Here is an 18,280-nt window from a genome sequence, read left to right as displayed (position 1 = left end):
CAAGAGGCGAGATAGTTTGAAGAAATGAATGTTAGGCGTTATCGTTGTGACTAGAAGATCCTAGTGTCGCTTTTAGCTTATTAAGCACTTCTGTTGCTCCACCTTGCGAGTTCAATAAGCCCGCTAATGCAACATTGCTCAAATCGCTGCTCTTCAGTTCGCTGTTCTCTAAAATATCTTTGAGATCTTGCGGTAAACTGCGGTTACCATTCATATATTCAGCCACTAACGGCTTCATCACTTCAGATTCAGTAAATTTGGTATCAATTGAGGCAGCATCAAGAATAGTGCGGCGTAATTGCTCCATTCCTTCCCCACCAAACAGTTTGATATCGGCTTGAGATAATGCTTGTGAAAGTGCTTTCGCGTTTTCACTCACAACCGATTTCTGAGCGTCAATACGTGCTAACTCAAGCTCTTTCGCTTGTTGTAGCTGCATAACCCACTTGTCATGTTCACGAGTGTGATCATCGTATTTCTGAGTTGCTTCAAAGCGCGCGGTTTGCGCTTCAGCTTCTGCAATGCCTTTCGCACGTAGTGCTTCCGCTTCCGCTTGGCCAGTCGTTTGCAATGTATATGCTTGCGCTTCACCAGTTTCTCGAATCGCTTGAGCACGTTCTCGTTCAACTGTAATTTCCGCTAGGCCAGTAGCACTGATGAATTCTTTCTCAGCTTGTGCCATACGTTCTTTCGCAGCCGCTTCACGCTCTTTCGCCACGTATTCAGCTTGTGCACGTTTTTCTGCAGCGATTTGTTCTGCTTCTGCGCGTTTTGTGATAACCACTTGCTCTGCTTCCGCTTCACGAGTGCGTACCGCAAGATCGTTTTCAGCAGTGCGAGTTTTCACTTTCATCTCTGCTTCATTTTCAATCAACAGACGTTCTGCTTGTTCACGAGCCGCATCTTTTTCTGCACGAGCTGCCACGAGAAGTTCCAGTTGCTTCGCTTCTGCTTGAGCTTCTGCTTCAACCATTTTCACTCGTTTATCACGATTGACTTGCTCGTTAACACGAAGGTTTTCAGTCTCTTCTTCTTCTTTGGCAATCTTACGTTCAATTTCCACACGTTGAGAGCGCATTTCAGCCACCGACTTACGTGCCTCTTCGACGGTAGTTTCTTTGTGCATCTCTTTTTCAGCCACTTCTGCAGCTGTACGCACTTTTTCCGTTTCAACAGAGCGAGTTAACTCTTCTTGTTGAATGGCTACCTGACGCTGGTTGGCGATACGAGTCATTTCAACTTCCATCTCGACACTTTCACGTCTTTTGGAAATTTCTTCTTCAGTTTCCAATTCAGCAAGGCGAGTTAAGCGATTGTATTCTTCACGCTTTTCCGCAGCCAACGCTTCTTCTTGCGCTTTGATGATCTCAATTTCTCGCTGAGTTCTCGCAATGCTTTCTTTTTCTTGTTTATCTAACTGCAGGCGGTTAGCTTCAGCTTCAACGTTTTTCTTCTTGATGGTGGTTTGCTCATCTTGGCGAATTGCGTTGGTTTCGGTATTTTTTTGCGCAGTGATCATCGAAATCTTGCGAATACCTTCCACATCGAGAATGTTGTCTGGGCTATGGGCATCTAAAGATGTCTGATCGATCTTATCAATCACCACGTCATAAATTTTAAAGCCATCCATTTCACTGCCAATAACCGTCACAACCGCATCACGGAATGCTCGGCGATTCGTCAGGAGCTCTTCAAACTCGAACTGTTTTACTGCAGTTTTCAAGGCTTCAGAGAATTTAGGCTGGAAGTGCTCTTTAAGACGTTCAATGTTTGAAGCTTCTTTAGCAGTGAACAACTTAGCGACACGAACAATATCTTCTTCTTCGTGATTAACCCCAATATAAAAATCTACTTTTAAATCGGCGCGAATATTATCGCGGCAGTGAAGACCTTCATATTCTTCCCCATCTTTGTCTTTTTTACCGCTACGAATAACGGAGATCTTCTTACGGGTAATATCCATATATTCATATTGATTGATAACAGGCCAAACAAATGTACCCGTTAAAGATGCTCGGGTTCGCTCTAATCCATTGACAATCAAAGCGTCCCCTTCACCGCGTACTTTTTTATACCGTGATGTTAGGAAAAATAAGATCAACAGGAAGACGACTACTCCTGAGATTACAAATATCATACTGGGGGAAAGTACCATGCTAATTCCTCAATTATCAGCTGCTTACTGCCACGATATAACGGTTCGAGGCTTTGTCTTTAGAAACGATGATGACCTCATCGCCATAATGAACTGGAGTGTTTTGGTCGATAATGGCATCGAGCAAATATTCATTACCTCGATGTTTAACCATAATCTCTCCAATATCTTGATTAATAGTGCTGCTATGCACGCGTGCTTTTAAGCCGATGTAATTAACCTCGGCGAAATTGTGTTTGCTAAATAGCGGAGTCAGTGGTTTTAGAACCCAAGCTGAAATAAATAGGGCGAGATATGCAGTAACAGGAATACTGATAATATCTACCACAAACCATACGGTTAAATCAGAGAATCGCACCGTCCACTCTTGGTAATAAAAAGAGAGAATGGTGGCGAAAAAAAAGCTAACAAATAAGGCAACAGCCAATGGCACTTTCGATAAAACCGGAGGTAGAAGAATTCCTGAGCCAGGAATATCATCTAAATCAAACAGGTCTAAGTCCGCGGTGAAGGTTTCAAACACATTGCACACCATATCAACCAACATGATGACAAAAAGAACCGTTAACGGAATGAAGAATATACTGGTAGGAAAACCCAGTAATAGAGATACAAAGCCTTGTAAATCCATAAGTTACCAATTGACGTTTATTAATAATTATGATCGTTTATTCAATCGCTTAGAATTTATTTTTGGGTGTAAGAATCCGAGAACCGTCTTGTGCGTTTCTTTGAGAATTCAAACCTGTCTTCCCTTATGGCATTAAGAATGGAATTGTCGTGCGTTTAAAAGGTTGCTTTAATGCAACTTATAATCTCTTAAATACAAGAAACGACATTTTTGAATTATAAAAGCCGAATAAATTGATAATAATTCAATAACTTAATGCCTAATTAACGAGAAGTAACCTAGCAATGGATGTAGATTACACTAGAGATGGTGTGCCACGTAGTTCCTGATCCACTATTTTGGGACAACTTCTCATTTTAAATAGAAATAGCTGTAATAGATAAAAAACACAGAATATTCATTATGTTTCGAATAGTATGCCTTAGATTAACTGTCCAAATGTAAAGCATCGACTTTCAAAAAAAGCAATTGCTCCAAACTCCACTGAAGGGACATTCCCACCCTTCCATTATTGCGCCTAAGCTATGCTTGATGAATTCTGCATCTTGAGGTCATTTGGATACATCGCTTAAATTTTTTGTTACGGAAAGATTTTGATACCAATTATTAAATACCAACTCAATTTCACTTACATTCAAAGAACCAAAATACGTTGTTCGCCACTGTTGACATAGGGCAAGAAGGGACTGAGGATTTCTCAACGGGCGACAAAACCGCACACAAGAACTGTGCGCAGTGACAATTTTATAACGGCTATCGATACTAGTGCGAAGGCCGGATGCTTGATAAGCCAGTCGAAGATTCCTTCTCAGCTCATCCAAGGTATTATCTTTGGTGAAACCCTGCAGCAACAAACATGAAGGCGAAGCTGTAATACCACGAAACTCAATTTCTATCGGCTGCTGGTGCTGTTTCACCACATCAAGAAAAATGTCTACGTAGGCCTGACTATCGATATCATTAAGAGTAAAGCCACTGACACAGCTAATAATTGACAATACTGTGATATGTAGCTCTCTTAAGGGATGATAATACTGGTCCGGCTCTAGCGCTCGAACACAACGTAAAAACTCTCCGATATTGCTCGTTAAAGACGAATTGTGAGGTTCAAGATAGGCCAAAGCGGTAATACCACGCCGGTCATCCTCTGCAAGTTTATTTAACCACGGATCAAGTACGTAGTTTCCCTCGTCCATCGCACAGACAAACGAGTTCCACATTTGGTCATATATGGCCTGCATCCGATGCTCTCCTTACCTATTGACATAAAAGCCCGCAATATGGCTTATTGACAGTTTCTGTTGAACCTGAGTGTCATTTATACTATCACATCAATAAGTTAGCTAGGAAAAATATTGACCGTGCTGAGGGTAAAGATTGGAGTCACTTTATTGCCACCAGCGAGCTATTTTTAAAGAAATAAGGGGGCTCAAAGACAACCTGAACCTAAGATGAACTCAAAGTTGCATATAAATAGTGAGAGTGAAAGGCTTCCTTATGAAGTATTTTCTTATTTCTATTATGACCTTATCTCAATTTAACGCCCTATTTTAATGATGCAAATGATACGAGATACGCGACTTTCTGTGCTATTTCCAAACAAAATTCTGTAATTGCCGTGACATTACGCTTATTTTTTCACCGTATACTGACAAAATAATGAATAGTAAATGTTGGCTAAAAAAAATGACTCCATCACTGAATACTTTTATAGCTCGTAGTAAAGAGAGCTTTGACGATTTCGTTGAATCGATTTTTGCTCAGCAACCTTGCAGCATCCATTGTCAGTTCCCTCGGGCTTTACTGTCTGATGTTGATATTCACCGCCTTGAACGTACTAATGTCAAAGTTCTCTCATTCACTCGCGAAGGCTACCTAGTCAAACACAATGAGCTTTGGCAGCAGGTCGAGCCGAAATATAGTGTGGTTTCTCAAGTCATGCTCACTCACTAATCGCTCAAGTTAGACGAGAGAAAAACAGCCCCAAAATGAGGGCTGTTTTTGTTTTTATCCCCCATACATTAGCGCCGTTATAAACTTTACGACTCTTTGTTCAAATAGCTTAATTTTCAAGCAATAACCTAACGACAATCTACGTAATAACCTAAGTAACAACCTAAGCAATAATGCATGCGAATGAGAGTTATTATCATATAAGTTGATGATTTTGCGTACTTTTCCATACAATCACTAGGTTGATTAGACAGAATTGCGATGCTATATTGCGCCTCGTTGGGGAGTAGCCTGCTTTCGCAAGAAAGCGTTTGTATCAACATAATCGGCCTCATTGCCGTGGTGCAAACACCTTTTCGGTTGGCAAGACCATCGATTTAATCATGCTGATGTTCGGGCGTATGGTTAAGTCGTGGTTGTTGTAGCCCGAGAGGAACCCACATTGAATATTATTGCTCTACTCTTGTTAGCGTTTGCTATGTCTACGGATGCGTTCGCCGCCGCCATTGGTAAAGGTGCCACTTTACAACGTCCTCGTTTTACTGATGCTCTACGCATGGGGATTCTTTTCGGTGTTATTGAAGCCATTACCCCGCTTATTGGTTGGTTCTTAGGTCAGTTTGCCTCAGCCTATGTAGAAGCTTGGGATCACTGGATCGCTTTTACTCTGCTCGCCTTTCTTGGCCTAAACATGATCAAATCTGGCTTATCGAGTCACGACGATGAAGAGACTAACAAAGCCGATAAACACTCTTTTCTCTCCTTGGTATTAACCGCAATCGCAACCAGTATTGATTCTGCCGCCGTTGGGGTGAGTTTAGCGTTTGTGAATGTGAATATCTTTGTTGCCGCAGGATTAATTGGCCTAGCCACCACCATTATGGTGACGCTTGGCGTGATGATTGGTCGAGTGGTAGGCAATCTTGTCGGCCATCGTGCTGAATTGCTCGGCGGTGCCACCCTGATTGTGATTGGTTTATGGATTTTGGGCGAGCATACAGGCGTCATCACCAGTGCGATGCTATAAATCAGTTCAGTAAACGAAGTGCTTCTTGAGGTGTTTGGTTGGCTTGTGTCAGCATGGTGACATTAGCCTGCTTCAATATCGATTCACGAGCCAGTTTCTGGGTCTCTTTGGCAAAATCAGTATCGCGAATTTGGCTGTGGCTACTTGCCACACTAATCGAACTCTGCGTTAGATTATCAATAGCATGAGAAAACCGATTTTGCACCGTCCCCAACTGTGAACGATGAGTGTCGATAAAATCCATCACTTCATCAATGCGCTTTAACACCTCATCGGTATGATGCCCCGATGAAAGAACCGGAAGTAGTAATTGAGAATCTTGCTCTGGTACCAACGACATTTCACCTTCCACGCCGTAATAAGGTGAGCGACTGTGCGAATTCGCCCCCTGAAAAGGGTCATGAATGTAGCGTTCATCCCCTTTTGAGTAATAAACTAACCGCTCACCACTATGCTCTTGAGTCGATTGAACCTCTGCATGCAATTTATCACCAAGTTCGCTATTGATATGAGCCGCCACATCTTGCATCGACTCCCCTCCCTTAAGCTTTATCTCTAACGACGGTTGATAAGGGTTGGTATCATTGCGAAAACGGAATGTATCTCCTTGCTGTGCATGCCAATGGGGCCGGACATAGGAAAATCGCGCGCGGACAGGTTCGTTTTTGACATTGGCTTGATCTCGAATTTGGCTAAGATCAGGTAAAGTGACCTTTATTGCCTCCCCTGATTGCGCTCCAATTTGAAAAGAACGTTCGCTATGCCATCCCGTAAGAAGGTTTTGCCCACCAAAACGTGTCGTTTGGGTAATACGACCTAACTCATCTTTAAGAGAATCAAATTCACCTCGAATAGCATCTTGTTCGTTAAATGAATTGGCACCGTTGGCATATTGTAAAGTGAGATCACGCATACGCATCAGAATTTCGTCATATTGCTTAAGCGCTCCTTCGGCCGTTTCAACGACAGAGATGCCTTCATTTGCATTACGACTGGCGACGTCAAACCCACTTTTCTGTGCTTGTAAGCGCCCGGCAATTTGTAACCCAGAAGCATCATCTTTTGCACTATTGACCTTTTGCCCTGACATTAAGCGCTGCAACGAATCGTCGACACGACGATTCGCACCGTTCAAATAACGCTGCGTGTGCATACTGGTCAAATTGGTTCGTAGGTTTACCGTCATGCTACTAAAAATGCCACTACTCTATGTCATGTACCCAAATAACCTCAAGATGCTGAACTTAGAGATTGCTTGGGCATATCACTTGTAAGTTATTGTATAAACTTGCACATATCCTACTTAGGTTAACGGCATGCTACTGAAAATATTTGGTATTAAACCGCAATTATTATGTGACGCGTTTCACACAAACCAATCTCGCACGTCAATTGATGCAAATCAATTACATCTCAATCTCTTTGCAATACACCCAAGAAGGGTAATACCCAATCTATAGAATCCTCAACTAAGATCGTTTCAAGCCCTAAAAGTAACTTAATTCACACATGTTACACGTGAAAAATGCCAACGACTGGTTGGGATTGAAAGACAAAAAAGGTTGTCAATGAGTACAGATTTCGACACGTGGTTTTTTAACAATCGACTACCACAAATTCGCTACATGATGCTATTCACTGCACCTCTTTATATTTTGTATGGATTTGTAGAATATCGCATGAATCTTCATATGCCTGAACTTCGGGTATTTTTTCATGCGTTGTTCGTCCCATCCATGCTTATCGTTATATTAGGAATGACCTATATCCCTAGCTTTATTCCTATCATGAAAGCACTGCTGTTCATCTCTCCAATATGCGCTGTATTCGGTAATTTATACTTAAACGTTGGAACCGAAGCGTTTGACTATTTTGTCCCAGAAATATATCTCAACATCATATGGACCATTGCAATGTCGGGGTTATCTCTTCGGCTAGGTATTATCGTGGTACTTTTCAATATCGTTATAACGATGATGTTCCATTACTACCAAGAATTCCCTCATCCTTATATGTATCTATACTGCTTATGGATGCTATCTTCAGCTATTTTCGGTTTGGTCACTGCAATCATTTTTCGTCAGGTAAATTACTCAATTTTCACTCACCAGCAAAAACTCGCTAAGGTAGAGGATACCGACAGCCTTACCCATTTATGGAATCGCAATGCCATGCAACGTTTTTTTCATAAAAGCTATCAGTCACAACATCTACCCATATCAGTGATGATGGTCGACCTTGATTACTTTAAACAGGTAAACGACAAATTCGGCCATATTGTCGGAGACAGTTTATTAGTCGAGTTTGCTCAGTTATTACAAGAAAATTTGCGTCGTTCGGATTATGTAGGTCGTTTTGGCGGTGAAGAGTTTTGTGTGGTCATGCCCAATACTCAGGTTACCCAAGCGCAAACCGTTGCAGAGTCATTATTGGCTATTATTCATCACCATGACTTTAACCACGTTGAGCACTTAACAGCCAGCTTTGGTATAGCTCAAATGTTGCCTGCAGAAAGCTTCGAAGGTGTTTTAAGCCGCGCAGATCAAGCACTCTATTCTGCGAAAAACGATGGACGCAATAACGTAAAAGTCTTTGTGTCCAACGCCTCTGCATATGCTTAACCTTTTAGGTGGAAGTTTGTCTTAAAGTGGCTGATTTACTTGGCCAAGACTGCATAATTAAGCAAACCATTATGGCCCCCATACCTAACCACCCTAACCCACTTAACGTTTCGCCAACGATAGTGACAGCTAAAAGTGTTGCTATCACTGGCTCTAGCAAACTCAATAAAGTCGCCTGACTGGCTGCTACGCTTTTTAAACCATAACCAAAGAGCAGATAACCTAAACAGATAGGGATAACCACCATATATCCTGCAACGAACAGGTGATGCGAATCAGCTAACCAAGCATGACCTGTCCACCACAGACTTGGCAGCAATAACAATGCACTAATGCCAAACTGACACCCCATGGCGCTTGTCGATGTGACTCCGTGCTCAATAAGTCGCTTAGCGACCCACGTATAGCCCGCATAAGTGAATCCACCCAATACGGCAAACACTATTCCTAACACAAATTTTTCATCCGTTACGGTGGCTGATGTGTCATTGCCAGATAAGCTTGACGCCTGTGGCAATGTCATCAAGATGATCCCTACCACACCAAAACCGACACTGGCTAACCAACGTAATTCCCAGCCAGTCGATTTGCTTATCAGACGCTCTAATAACGCAGCGGCAAAAGGCGCTGTTGCAATACAAATAACGGTTCCAATCGCAACGCCTGAAAAACGCATCGATGTATAAAACGCCATAGGATAAAGAGCAACAAACACACCACCTAGCAAGCATAACCCAACGTTGCTCCGTAGTTTTTCCCAATCCTTGAGTAAGGATTTATAGGCAGTTAACGCCAATAACAGTCCACCACCTCCCGTTGACAATGCACCCAAAGCGTAGGAGGTCACATCCGGCACTGACGCCGCCATTGTGCCAGTAGTCCCCCAAAATAACGATGCTAATAAAATGGCTAAAATGCCGTTCACAGACTGCTCCATTAACAGTGAAGAATGGCTTCAATTTAACATCAAAGTCTGCATAGAACTTTGCTCAAAGGACGCTGAAATTGTCTAGTAAGGCGCAGAAAAACATCGACTGGAGATGATTTAACGGGCTAAGGCACGAGGAGACAAACCAAAGTGAACGGAAAAACGACGACTAAATGCCGATAGATCTTGGTATCCAACCGATTCTGCAATGCGATGAACCGGCAAATCGGTATGAGTTAATAACGCTTTAGCTTTCAACATTCGCTGCTGGGTAATGTACTGAAATGTGGTCATGCCGGTTTCTTGTTTAAACCGTTTTTTAAACTGAGTCGAGCTCAAATAGGCAATAGCTGCAAGCTCATCGAGTGTTAGATTCTCAGCTAAGTGGTCTGCGATATAACTTTGTACTTGATGAATTCTCAAGTCATGACGACCATGGAAAGTTTGCCGCTCAAGCAACTGGTAGAACATATTCAGCAACGCCTGCTCCATCGCACTGTCTACTTGGAATTCCAATTGAGCTTTGACGTAAAAAAGGTAACTCAGCAGCGGAGGGGTTATCGAAAACACACTGAAAGCAGCTAAAGTCATGCTGATTGGCAAAGTATCCATATCAGCAACAATGAATCGCGCGGCTTCTTCGGCGGAAAACTGATGTTCTTCACCTGCGCGAATGACAACACATTCTCCAACCGTCACTTTTCCAGAGAAATCGGCAACACGAATAATGATGCTCCCTTCCACAGGAAGCACCAATTGATGGTAATCATGAGCATGACTATGTTTTTGCTTTGAATAAGAACGAATTGTTAGGCAGTTTGGCATATTGGATCTGACTCATTTAACGCTTTTTGAGCATAAATCACTAAGTTATCAATCAAGCCGCTGGGCAAAATTACCGCTTGCTTTACTGTTGAGTGATAATGGAAACCACAAATCAAAGCAAGGCCACGCTGCATAACATCGGTTTCTTTACAGCAAATCGTTAGTGTTAATTGGGGATATTGTTGCTGTAACTCACGTTGAATCAGGTTTAATGCTAACCTCGCATTCCCGCTGCCAGCGTATCTGGGACGAATCCAGCAATCGATCTTAACGGTCTCTACATCTGACTGTTGTGTGAGACGTATCAACCCATTCCATTCGTTGTGGCAGTTATCCCACATGATAAGGGTGATGCTTTGAGAATCATCACGCCACTCTTGAGCTAATGCAGAAAGCGTCGCTTCGACATCCGACAGTACCCAATCGGGTAACGAAGCGCATGAATGACCGAGAGAAAAAAAAGAGAGGAGGTCAGCGCAAGGCTCGTTCTTTATCACTTGCAGCATTTTTGACGCTAAATGCGTGTTGGGTTTCATTACCGTAACACGGTCATGGTTCATGACTTGAAAAGATTCAACCTTCATCAATTATCTCTCGTATATCAAAGGCAGGGAGTAAGTCATTTTACCCACAATCCACCTGCGAGATTGGCTTCAAACGACTTAGAAAAAATGGATACCCCCAAATGACCTCAAGGTGCAAAATTCAGCATCCGGAAGTGACTTAGATATAGTAACTTAATATCATATATATCATTAAGTTACTTATCACATTTTTATCAATTAATGCAATTGATACCACATGACCCCATCAAAAAAAAGACACATCAGCCATATGCTTTTAAATGCAGCAAGTTGAATAAACATTGATATAGATCGGGATGCAGTGTGATCTTTTTTATAAAATATCTTACATCCCGTCTCCAACATCTTATTCAAACCGATATGAAATCGTTTAGTATTACATTTTGGGTTGCAGCCCTAATGACGATGTTCAGCTTACCTGTACTGGCTGCCCACCATCTTAATTTTGCCTGGCCTGTGAATGTCGGACCATTAAATCCTCATCTTTATTCACCCAACCAAATGTTTGCCCAAAGCATGGTTTACGAACCGTTGGTCAAATATCAACAAGATGGAACCGTAAAACCTTGGCTAGCCACCCACTGGACATTATCCCCAGATGGACGGACTTATACTTTTACACTTCGCCATCAAGTCACCTTCTCAAATGGCGAACCTTTTAATGCCCAAGCCGTCGCAGCAAACTTTCGGGCGGTTATGGATAATAAAGAACGGCACTCATGGCTAGAGTTGGTCAATCAAATCGACTCTTTTAAGGCGATAAATAACGATACTTTTGAACTTACTCTAAAACACCCTTATTATCCTGCACTGCTTGAACTTTCTCTTCCTCGTCCTTTTCGTTTTATCGCCCCATCGCAATTCATTCATAACCAAACCAAAAACGGCATTGTAAACCCCATCGGTACTGGTCCTTGGATATTGACACACATTCAACTTAATCAATTTGATGAATTTGTCCGTAACCCCAACTATTGGGGCAACCAACCTGCGATCGATTCGATTACCGTGAAAGTGATCCCCGATCCCAATAGCCGAGCAATGGCATTTGAAACTGGCGAAGTCGATCTCCTGTATGGCGTTGACGGAAGCGTCTCTCCCGATACCTTTGAACGTTTTCGCCGCTCAGGCCTTTACACCACCGAACTCTCTGAGCCCATTGAAACCATCGACCTTGCGTTAAATTCTCAGCGAGGCCCAACCGCAGATCAAGCAGTACGTATTGCAATAAATCATGCAGTAAACAAAAAGTTGATGTTAGACACCGTGCTCTATAACACCCAACTGGCAGCCGATAGCCTGTTTGCACCATCGGTTCCTTATGCCAACCTGGGTTTAACGCCTTATCAATATGACCTTGAGCAAGCCAGTCAGACATTGGAAGAAGCCGGATGGCATTTTAATCAACATGATGGAGTGCGCTATAAAGAAGGCCAACGCCTCAGTATCGACCTTATCTACGTAGGAACCAATGCCGTCAACAAATCATTGGCGGAGATTATCCAAGGGGATCTTCGCAATATCGGCGTTGAAGTTAACTTGATCGGTGAAGAAGAAAGCTCTGTTTACCACCGCCAAAAATCCGGTGAATTTGGCATGATATTTAATCGCACTTGGGGCGCACCATACGACCCCCATGCCTTTATGAGTTCCATGCGGGTGCCTTCTCATGCTGACTATCAAGCACAATTAGGATTGAAAGATAAGGCGCTGATTGATGAGAAAATTGAACAAGCGTTGATCGCGACAGATGAAACTCAGCGTCAAACACTTTACCGCGATGTCATTACTCGCTTACACCGCGAAGCCGTTTATTTGCCATTGACTTGGGTGAGAATGTACGTGGTCGCCAACCCTAAGCTTGGCCAAATTCCATTTAACCCGATACCGAGTGAGATTCCTTTTGAACGCATCACTCCAGAGGAAGCTCTCTGATGCGCAGATTTGTTCTACATCGACTACTGACACTGATTCCTATCGTATTGTGCGCATCCGTGATTATCTTCTTTATGCTACGTCTTGGACCTAGCGATCCCGCCATGGATTATTTACGCCTGTCTGGACTGCCGCCAACAGATGCATTGTTAAACAGCACCAGAGAGATGTTAGGACTCAACCAACCCTTGTGGGTTCAGTATGGTGTTTGGGTCAAAAAAGCATTGTGCTTAGATTTTGGTGTCTCCTATACCACTGGGCGTGCGGTATTACCTGAGTTATTGCATTTTATTCCTGCCACGTTACTGCTCGCAGGAACCGCATTAGTGATGATCTTGCTGCTGTCCATTCCGATGGGAATCATGGCGGCGCGCTGGCGAAATCGCCTGCCCGACCATCTGGCACGCCTAGTAATGTTTATTGGTGTCAGCATTCCCAATTTTTGGTTGGCTTTTTTGCTGGTCATTCTTTTTTCAATCCACCTACATTGGTTACCCCCATTAGGCTATGGCACGTTATCTCACCTGTGGATGCCCGCTTTTTCAATCGCGTTTATGTCCCTCTCGATCAATGCTCGATTGATTCGTACCAACATGCTGGAAATTGCCACACAAAGGCATGTGGTGTGGGCCAGACTGCGCGGCGTAAATGAACGTCGTATCGAGTTATCGCATATCTTGCGAAACGCTCTATTGCCGGTCGTTACCTCTCTTGGTATGCATATTGGTGAATTGATTGGCGGGACGCTCGTCGTAGAAAGTATTTTTGGATGGCCAGGCGTTGGTCGTTACGCTGTCACGGCAGTCTTCAATCGCGACTACCCAGTAATTCAATGCGTCACACTGGTTATGGTCGTCATCTATGTGCTTTGTAATCTTTTGGTCGACATTGCTTGTGCGGCCCTTGACCCTCGCGTTAGAAAATCTACCTTGGAGAGCCATGCATGAACGGTTTCTTTCAACATCGACTCAATACTGTGTCACTGATTCTGGTCGCAATGATCATTGGTATTGCTTTGTTTGGTCCCTACTGGCTCAGTTGGGATCCAAACACTATCGATTTGAGTCAACGCCTTATGGCTCCCTCAGACGCTCATTGGCTTGGAACCGATCATCTCGGTCGAGACATGCTCACGCGACTCATCATTGGCAGTCGAGTCTCTTTAAGTGCCGTCGCCACTGCGATTGGCTGCATTCTACTGGTCGGCATCACGATTGGCGCTTTGGCCGGCTTAATGGGTGGCAAAGTCGATACTCTGCTGATGAGAATAACGGATGTTTTTCTCACCTTTCCAACATTAGTTCTCGCCCTTTTTATGGTTGCGATACTCGGTACCGGTATTACCAATGTGATTTTCGCCATCGTTTTCTCTCACTGGGCATGGTACGCACGAATGGTACGCTCTATTGTGATATCGATGAAAACCCGAGAATTTATCCTCGCGGCACGTATGTCTGGTAACCATGGTATTGCTCTGTTTAAAGAACATTTTATCGTGCCTATTATTTCCCAACTGGGCGTACTTGCCACTATGGATATTGGTCACATGATGCTGCACATTGCTGGTATGTCGTTTTTGGGGCTAGGTGTTAAAGCACCAACCCCAGAATGGGGGGTGATGATCAGCGATGCGCGGCAATATATTTGGACAGAACCTTCATTGATGATTTGGCCAGGCTTGGCGCTCTTTATTTGCGTTATCGCATTTAACTGGCTAGGTGACGCACTGCGTGACCACTTAGACCCTTTTTTGCAATCGGAGCACTGTCACTAATGGTTATGCAGCTCACCATAGAAAATTTATCCGTTAATTCCGGCAGTAAACCACTGGTGTCGCACCTTTCGCTTACCATTAATAGCGGTGAAATCCTCGCCCTGATTGGTGCTAGTGGCTCGGGAAAATCCATCACTTGCACTGCGTCACAAGGAGTGCTGCCACATGGTTTAACTCAAACCAGTGGTCGACTGCTGATTAACGGTAACCCAATACCTGCGGAACAAGTACGCGGTCGCTATGTATCAACCATCATGCAAAATCCCCGTAGCGCCTTTAATCCAGTACACACCATGTGGCAGCATGCCTTAGAAACGCTCAGCGCGGCTCACGGAACCACACCAAGTAATGCGAAAGAGCAAGTGACTCAACAGATGCAAAACGCAGGTCTTACTGATGTGAGTTCCGTTTTAAAACTCTATCCACATGAGATGAGTGGCGGGATGCTACAACGCATGATGATCGCATTAGTGATGCTCAGTAATAGTCCATTTCTATTTGCCGATGAACCAACCACCGACCTCGACTTAGTGATGCAAGCCAGCATACTTAACCTGCTTGAATCCTTAGTAAAAAGTCATCGCTTAGGCATGCTATTGGTTACCCACGATATGGGAGTTGTAGCGCGTATGGCTCAGCGAGTAATGGTGATGGATCGGGGACAAATCGTTGAACGAGCCGATATCTCCGAACTGTTTACTCATCCCAAACACCCCATTACTCGCGAACTTATCAGCGCCCACCTCGCTCTTTATGGCCTGTCTCTTTCTGATTTGGAACCAACATTATGATTTTGTTAACTACTTATCATCTTTCCCACGGTTATAAACGCTTTTCGTTATTCCATCGGCAAACCTATCGTGAGGTATTAAAAGACATTACGTTAAACATCCATAGCGGAGAATCCGTTGCACTCATTGGTCAAAGTGGCTGTGGAAAAAGTACCTTTGCCAAAACCTTATGCGGATTAGAAATCCCCACGGTGGGAGAAGTGGTATTTCGTGGCCGCACCACGAAACAGATGAATCAACGACAACGTCAAGAGATGCGTCGTCATATACAAATGGTGTTTCAAGACTCTGTAAGCGCTGTCAATCCACGTAAAACCATTCGTGATATCATCAGTGAACCACTGCGCCATTTGGCAGATATGAATAAAGAACAGCAAGACGCTCGCATTTCTGAGCTACTGCTGAGTTTAGACCTAAAGCCCAGTGATATGAATAAAAGGCCATCACAAATGAGCGGTGGACAATTGCAGCGCGTATGTATTGCTCGCGCCCTCGCCTTACAGCCTGAACTAGTCATTCTCGATGAAGCACTGTCAAATCTGGATTTAGTCCTACAAATTCAGCTTATTGAACTATTGAAAAAAATCCAACAAAAAACAGGCACAGCATGGCTGCTTGTTACTCATGATTTGCGCATTGCCCAACGCTTTTGCGAGCGAATTTTGGTGATGGATAACGGAGAAATTGTAGAAGAGTGCAAACCTGGCACAACAACGGTTTTCGAGCACCCAGCCTCAATTCGCCTTAAAGAAGCTATTTTGCCACCACTCCCCACCATGGTTACTCAAGCTTAGGAAACAAATGATGCAACGAATTACGATTACGATGGATGATGAACTTGCAACCTACTTGGACGACTACATTGCGCAAAAGTCTTACGCTAGTCGGTCAGAAGCGGTACGAGATTTAGTCCGCGATGCATTGGTGAATCACCATGAACAGCCCGATGAACCGCGCTGCTTTGGCATACTGTCATACCTCTATGAGCATAACACCCGAGAACTGGCTCGCCGTTTAACCGAAAGCCAACACCATCATCATGACCTTTCGGTCTCTACTCTGCACATGCATGTTAACGAAACAGACTGTTTAGAAGTCAGTATCCTCAAAGGGTTACGACACGAATTAGAACAATTTGCAGACAGCGTGACCTCTCAGAGAGGTGTAAACCATGGGCACCTTCAATTGATACCAGCACCTGCTTCCGATATCAATGACGACAAGAATAACAATCAGCACAATAACAAATAATTGGACAAGGTTGTTCCCTCAACTCTCTCCGTTCGTGAATAGAGGCATTTCTCGACGCTCAGGCATCGTTAAACCGAAAACGGTGAGAGAATAAAATAAGAAAAGCAGGTGATCCGCACATAAAAAAGCAAATCAACTTAAGTCTAATTGTCGATAACATCGTCAATTGGCACCAAATGAGCAGCAAATAAGCGTACTGATAAGTCTCAAATTTTGTCCTATTGCACTCATTTGGATATATCTTGGTCGGAGTCACGAAAAATTCGCTAATATATCTCGCTATTCCCCCAAAGACGAGTATAGTAAAACAAGATATTTAATTCGCTGTGGTTATAGACAACCCTACTTTACTCTGTCTCACCACATCTGAGTTGTTGCTTACTAGGAGTCATTAACTCCTAAACAAGTACCCTCAGTTCACGCAATACAATATCGATACATATGTTTTTTAGGATGTCAAAATAGAGGTTAGCATGTCAGAGAAAGTGACAGGTTCAGTTAAATGGTTTAACGAAACAAAAGGATTTGGTTTTATTGCACAAGACAATGGCGGGAAAGATGTATTTGTACACTTCCGTGCTATTACTGGCGAAGGCTTCAAAACTCTTACTGAAGGCCAAAAAGTCAGCTTTGTTGTAGAAGATGGCCCTAAAGGTCTTCAAGCCAGCCAAGTCACTCCGCTGTAAGCTGCAACCGAAATCGATTTCTTAGGGCCGGTTTATAGAACCGGCCCTTTTATTTTTCAGTTTGCGCCCCACAAGCATGAGCAGACAGTTGCTGTGATTAGTATTAGTTAGCGTATCCGCTCCCCAAGGCACTAAAAGGCAATTTCAACTCCATCTCTGGTACCTGTTTCCCAATCCATGCGGGGAAGGTATTACTATTAGGTCCAGGAAATAATGTGTATTCATTGGCCCAAGGATAACGTTCAACCGCAGCTTCAATTTTGGGAATCAATTGACTGGCAAGCTTGCCTTGAATCGACAATATCTTCTTCGGCCGTGAACCATACCAATATCTGTCCGGAGTGGTAGTTTGATAGTGATGTAGCGCAGGCAACCCTTGTTTTAGACGCCATCCAACCACTTCATAAACGGTATACTCGGCGGCATCCTTTGGCTTTACCGCTATCCAAGTATGAATCGCAAACCATCCACGCCAACTGTAGGCATCTGCGCCATAGACTTCGACAATTGCTTGACGATATACGCTAGGATCGAGAGCAATGCCAGCCGGTTCTCGACTTGCATCGCGCCAACCGCCACTATCACTGCACGCGGTTAAACTCACCATTAAGGCGAACGTCATTAAAGTGGACACCACTTTACTGATACTTCGTTGGTCCATACTCTCCCCCATACAGATACTTAGCCCGATTAGATCAAGTTACGACACGACTTTACTGGTTAGTCTAGACGGCACCAGCTTGCTGGCGCTGCATTTTTATCCAAAAGGATTGTTGGCAGCGATTGGTAAACGACTTTTGCGTGGGAACAATAGTCTCTGCTTGAGGCTGTGTTGCTACTTGGTATTTCAACCACACTTCTTCACACACTTGGTCACACTCAGTACGCTCTTCACTATCCATTTCACTCTGTTTAGTAATGACAGCGCCATCAGAAAAACGAAAATATTGCTCAGCAGCACTTAGTGATTCGTCGACCTGTTCAATCACAGGCACCGAACTGCCCACAATCACTTTTGCCGATGCTAAACCTTCAATTGCAGCAACGTATTCCACCAGCGACATAACTTATTTACCTTTGCTTATTTCTCGAATATATCCTAACAATACCAGCCAGCAT

19 protein-coding genes and 1 riboswitch are annotated in these 18,280 nt (G+C 43.6%); of the genes, 10 read left to right on the top strand and 9 right to left on the bottom strand.

The genetic code is table 11. From position 1 onward, the window contains the following. Nucleotides 1–31 precede the first annotated feature (31 nt). The 3 genes from JCM16456_RS06540 to JCM16456_RS06530 form a co-directional block, all read right to left on the bottom strand. Nucleotides 32–2,155 (bottom strand): peptidase, encoded by a 2,124-nt coding sequence (locus JCM16456_RS06540; protein ID WP_068713449.1) that lies wholly within the window; start codon nt 2,153–2,155, stop codon nt 32–34. A 16-nt stretch (nt 2,156–2,171) separates the two neighbouring features. Then, a complete protein-coding gene (locus JCM16456_RS06535) occupies nt 2,172–2,786 on the bottom strand; it encodes a hypothetical protein (RefSeq protein WP_068713448.1) in 615 nt (204 codons plus the stop codon). Between the two features lie 551 nt (nt 2,787–3,337). Beyond that, a complete protein-coding gene (locus JCM16456_RS06530; RefSeq protein WP_068713447.1) occupies nt 3,338–4,027 on the bottom strand; it encodes a hypothetical protein in 690 nt (229 codons plus the stop codon). A gap of 418 nt (nt 4,028–4,445) precedes the next feature. Between JCM16456_RS06530 and JCM16456_RS06525 the strand changes: the two genes are divergently transcribed. Then, complete coding sequence (locus JCM16456_RS06525; protein ID WP_156430469.1) at nt 4,446–4,739, top strand: hypothetical protein; 294 nt, start codon at nt 4,446–4,448, stop codon at nt 4,737–4,739. 269 nt (nt 4,740–5,008) lie between these two features. Further along, a riboswitch (yybP-ykoY riboswitch) is annotated at nt 5,009–5,173 on the top strand. 8 nt (nt 5,174–5,181) lie between these two features. Next, a complete protein-coding gene (gene mntP / locus JCM16456_RS06520; RefSeq protein WP_068713445.1) occupies nt 5,182–5,766 on the top strand; it encodes a manganese efflux pump MntP in 585 nt (194 codons plus the stop codon). Nucleotide 5,767: 1 nt separating this feature from the next. Here mntP and JCM16456_RS06515 read toward each other — a convergent pair whose 3' ends face one another. Next, entirely contained in the window at nt 5,768–6,952 is a 1,185-nt protein-coding gene (locus JCM16456_RS06515) for a flagellin N-terminal helical domain-containing protein (protein ID WP_068713444.1), read from the bottom strand. Between the two features lie 382 nt (nt 6,953–7,334). On the opposite strand from JCM16456_RS06515, the gene JCM16456_RS06510 reads away from it, so the two are divergent. Then, nucleotides 7,335–8,387, top strand: a complete 1,053-nt coding sequence (locus JCM16456_RS06510; RefSeq protein ID WP_068713443.1) for a GGDEF domain-containing protein — start codon at nt 7,335–7,337, stop codon at nt 8,385–8,387. 4 nt (nt 8,388–8,391) lie between these two features. On the opposite strand, the gene JCM16456_RS06505 is transcribed toward JCM16456_RS06510, so the two are convergent. From JCM16456_RS06505 to JCM16456_RS06495, 3 genes are all read right to left on the bottom strand, one after another. Beyond that, nucleotides 8,392–9,312: a DMT family transporter gene (locus JCM16456_RS06505; RefSeq protein ID WP_231894426.1), complete on the bottom strand. Its 921-nt coding sequence runs from the start codon at nt 9,310–9,312 to the stop codon at nt 8,392–8,394. A gap of 120 nt (nt 9,313–9,432) precedes the next feature. After that, a complete protein-coding gene (locus tag JCM16456_RS06500; protein WP_068713441.1) occupies nt 9,433–10,140 on the bottom strand; it encodes a helix-turn-helix domain-containing protein in 708 nt (235 codons plus the stop codon). After that, nucleotides 10,125–10,724, bottom strand: coding sequence for a hypothetical protein (locus JCM16456_RS06495; RefSeq protein WP_068713440.1), 600 nt, complete (start codon nt 10,722–10,724; stop codon nt 10,125–10,127). Before JCM16456_RS06495 ends, JCM16456_RS06500 begins: the two co-directional genes overlap by 16 nt. Nucleotides 10,725–11,084: 360 nt before the next feature. Here JCM16456_RS06495 and nikA point away from each other — a divergent pair, with 360 nt between their 5' ends. The 7 genes from nikA (at nt 11,085) to JCM16456_RS06460 (ending at nt 17,161) form a co-directional block, all read left to right on the top strand. Next, nucleotides 11,085–12,659, top strand: coding sequence for a nickel ABC transporter substrate-binding protein (nikA, locus tag JCM16456_RS06490; RefSeq protein WP_082712321.1), 1,575 nt, complete (start codon nt 11,085–11,087; stop codon nt 12,657–12,659). Beyond that, complete coding sequence (nikB, locus tag JCM16456_RS06485) at nt 12,659–13,606, top strand: nickel ABC transporter permease subunit NikB (RefSeq protein WP_068713439.1); 948 nt, start codon at nt 12,659–12,661, stop codon at nt 13,604–13,606. Before nikA ends, nikB begins: the two co-directional genes overlap by 1 nt. Beyond that, nucleotides 13,603–14,433, top strand: coding sequence for a nickel ABC transporter permease subunit NikC (nikC, locus tag JCM16456_RS06480; protein ID WP_068713438.1), 831 nt, complete (start codon nt 13,603–13,605; stop codon nt 14,431–14,433). Before nikB ends, nikC begins: the two co-directional genes overlap by 4 nt. Nucleotides 14,434–14,438: 5 nt before the next feature. Beyond that, nucleotides 14,439–15,224 carry an ATP-binding cassette domain-containing protein gene (locus JCM16456_RS06475; RefSeq protein WP_231894425.1) on the top strand — a complete coding sequence of 262 codons (786 nt, stop codon included), beginning with the start codon at nt 14,439–14,441 and terminating at the stop codon, nt 15,222–15,224. Next, on the top strand, nt 15,221–16,018 hold the full coding sequence (gene nikE / locus JCM16456_RS06470) for a nickel import ATP-binding protein NikE (protein WP_068713436.1): 798 nt from the start codon (nt 15,221–15,223) through the stop codon (nt 16,016–16,018). The genes JCM16456_RS06475 and nikE overlap by 4 nt, the downstream gene beginning before the upstream one ends. Before the next feature lie 7 nt (nt 16,019–16,025). Continuing rightward, nucleotides 16,026–16,475, top strand: coding sequence for a nickel-responsive transcriptional regulator NikR (gene nikR / locus JCM16456_RS06465; RefSeq protein WP_231894424.1), 450 nt, complete (start codon nt 16,026–16,028; stop codon nt 16,473–16,475). A 473-nt stretch (nt 16,476–16,948) separates the two neighbouring features. Continuing rightward, a complete protein-coding gene (locus JCM16456_RS06460; RefSeq protein WP_068713434.1) occupies nt 16,949–17,161 on the top strand; it encodes a cold-shock protein in 213 nt (70 codons plus the stop codon). Between the two features lie 103 nt (nt 17,162–17,264). Here JCM16456_RS06460 and JCM16456_RS06455 read toward each other — a convergent pair whose 3' ends face one another. Next, nucleotides 17,265–17,783 (bottom strand): DUF3750 domain-containing protein, encoded by a 519-nt coding sequence (locus JCM16456_RS06455; protein ID WP_404819156.1) that lies wholly within the window; start codon nt 17,781–17,783, stop codon nt 17,265–17,267. 103 nt (nt 17,784–17,886) lie between these two features. Further along, nucleotides 17,887–18,225 carry a hypothetical protein gene (locus tag JCM16456_RS06450; protein WP_068713433.1) on the bottom strand — a complete coding sequence of 113 codons (339 nt, stop codon included), beginning with the start codon at nt 18,223–18,225 and terminating at the stop codon, nt 17,887–17,889. Nucleotides 18,226–18,280 lie beyond the last annotated feature (55 nt).

The organism is Vibrio tritonius (genome assembly GCF_001547935.1).
Taxonomy (GTDB): Bacteria; Pseudomonadota; Gammaproteobacteria; order Enterobacterales; family Vibrionaceae; genus Vibrio; species Vibrio tritonius.
This window is presented reverse-complemented; position numbering and strand designations above follow the sequence as displayed.

Bases quoted from the DNA above. Each gene is read 5' to 3' on its own strand.
- JCM16456_RS06495 (WP_068713440.1), bottom strand. From the start codon at position 10,724: ATGAAGGTTGAATCTTTTCAAGTCATGAACCATGACCGTGTTACGGTA.
- nikR (WP_231894424.1), top strand. From the start codon at position 16,026: ATGATGCAACGAATTACGATTACGATGGATGATGAACTTGCAACCTAC.
- JCM16456_RS06530 (WP_068713447.1), bottom strand. From the start codon at position 4,027: ATGCAGGCCATATATGACCAAATGTGGAACTCGTTTGTCTGTGCGATG.
- JCM16456_RS06455 (WP_404819156.1), bottom strand. From the start codon at position 17,783: ATGACGTTCGCCTTAATGGTGAGTTTAACCGCGTGCAGTGATAGTGGC.
- nikC (WP_068713438.1), top strand. From the start codon at position 13,603: ATGAACGGTTTCTTTCAACATCGACTCAATACTGTGTCACTGATTCTG.
- nikE (WP_068713436.1), top strand. From the start codon at position 15,221: ATGATTTTGTTAACTACTTATCATCTTTCCCACGGTTATAAACGCTTT.
- JCM16456_RS06460 (WP_068713434.1), top strand. From the start codon at position 16,949: ATGTCAGAGAAAGTGACAGGTTCAGTTAAATGGTTTAACGAAACAAAA.
- nikB (WP_068713439.1), top strand. From the start codon at position 12,659: ATGCGCAGATTTGTTCTACATCGACTACTGACACTGATTCCTATCGTA.
- JCM16456_RS06525 (WP_156430469.1), top strand. From the start codon at position 4,446: ATGAATAGTAAATGTTGGCTAAAAAAAATGACTCCATCACTGAATACT.
- JCM16456_RS06515 (WP_068713444.1), bottom strand. From the start codon at position 6,952: ATGACGGTAAACCTACGAACCAATTTGACCAGTATGCACACGCAGCGT.
- JCM16456_RS06535 (WP_068713448.1), bottom strand. From the start codon at position 2,786: ATGGATTTACAAGGCTTTGTATCTCTATTACTGGGTTTTCCTACCAGT.
- JCM16456_RS06450 (WP_068713433.1), bottom strand. From the start codon at position 18,225: ATGTCGCTGGTGGAATACGTTGCTGCAATTGAAGGTTTAGCATCGGCA.
- nikA (WP_082712321.1), top strand. From the start codon at position 11,085: ATGAAATCGTTTAGTATTACATTTTGGGTTGCAGCCCTAATGACGATG.
- JCM16456_RS06500 (WP_068713441.1), bottom strand. From the start codon at position 10,140: ATGCCAAACTGCCTAACAATTCGTTCTTATTCAAAGCAAAAACATAGT.
- JCM16456_RS06475 (WP_231894425.1), top strand. From the start codon at position 14,439: ATGCAGCTCACCATAGAAAATTTATCCGTTAATTCCGGCAGTAAACCA.
- JCM16456_RS06540 (WP_068713449.1), bottom strand. From the start codon at position 2,155: ATGGTACTTTCCCCCAGTATGATATTTGTAATCTCAGGAGTAGTCGTC.
- JCM16456_RS06510 (WP_068713443.1), top strand. From the start codon at position 7,335: ATGAGTACAGATTTCGACACGTGGTTTTTTAACAATCGACTACCACAA.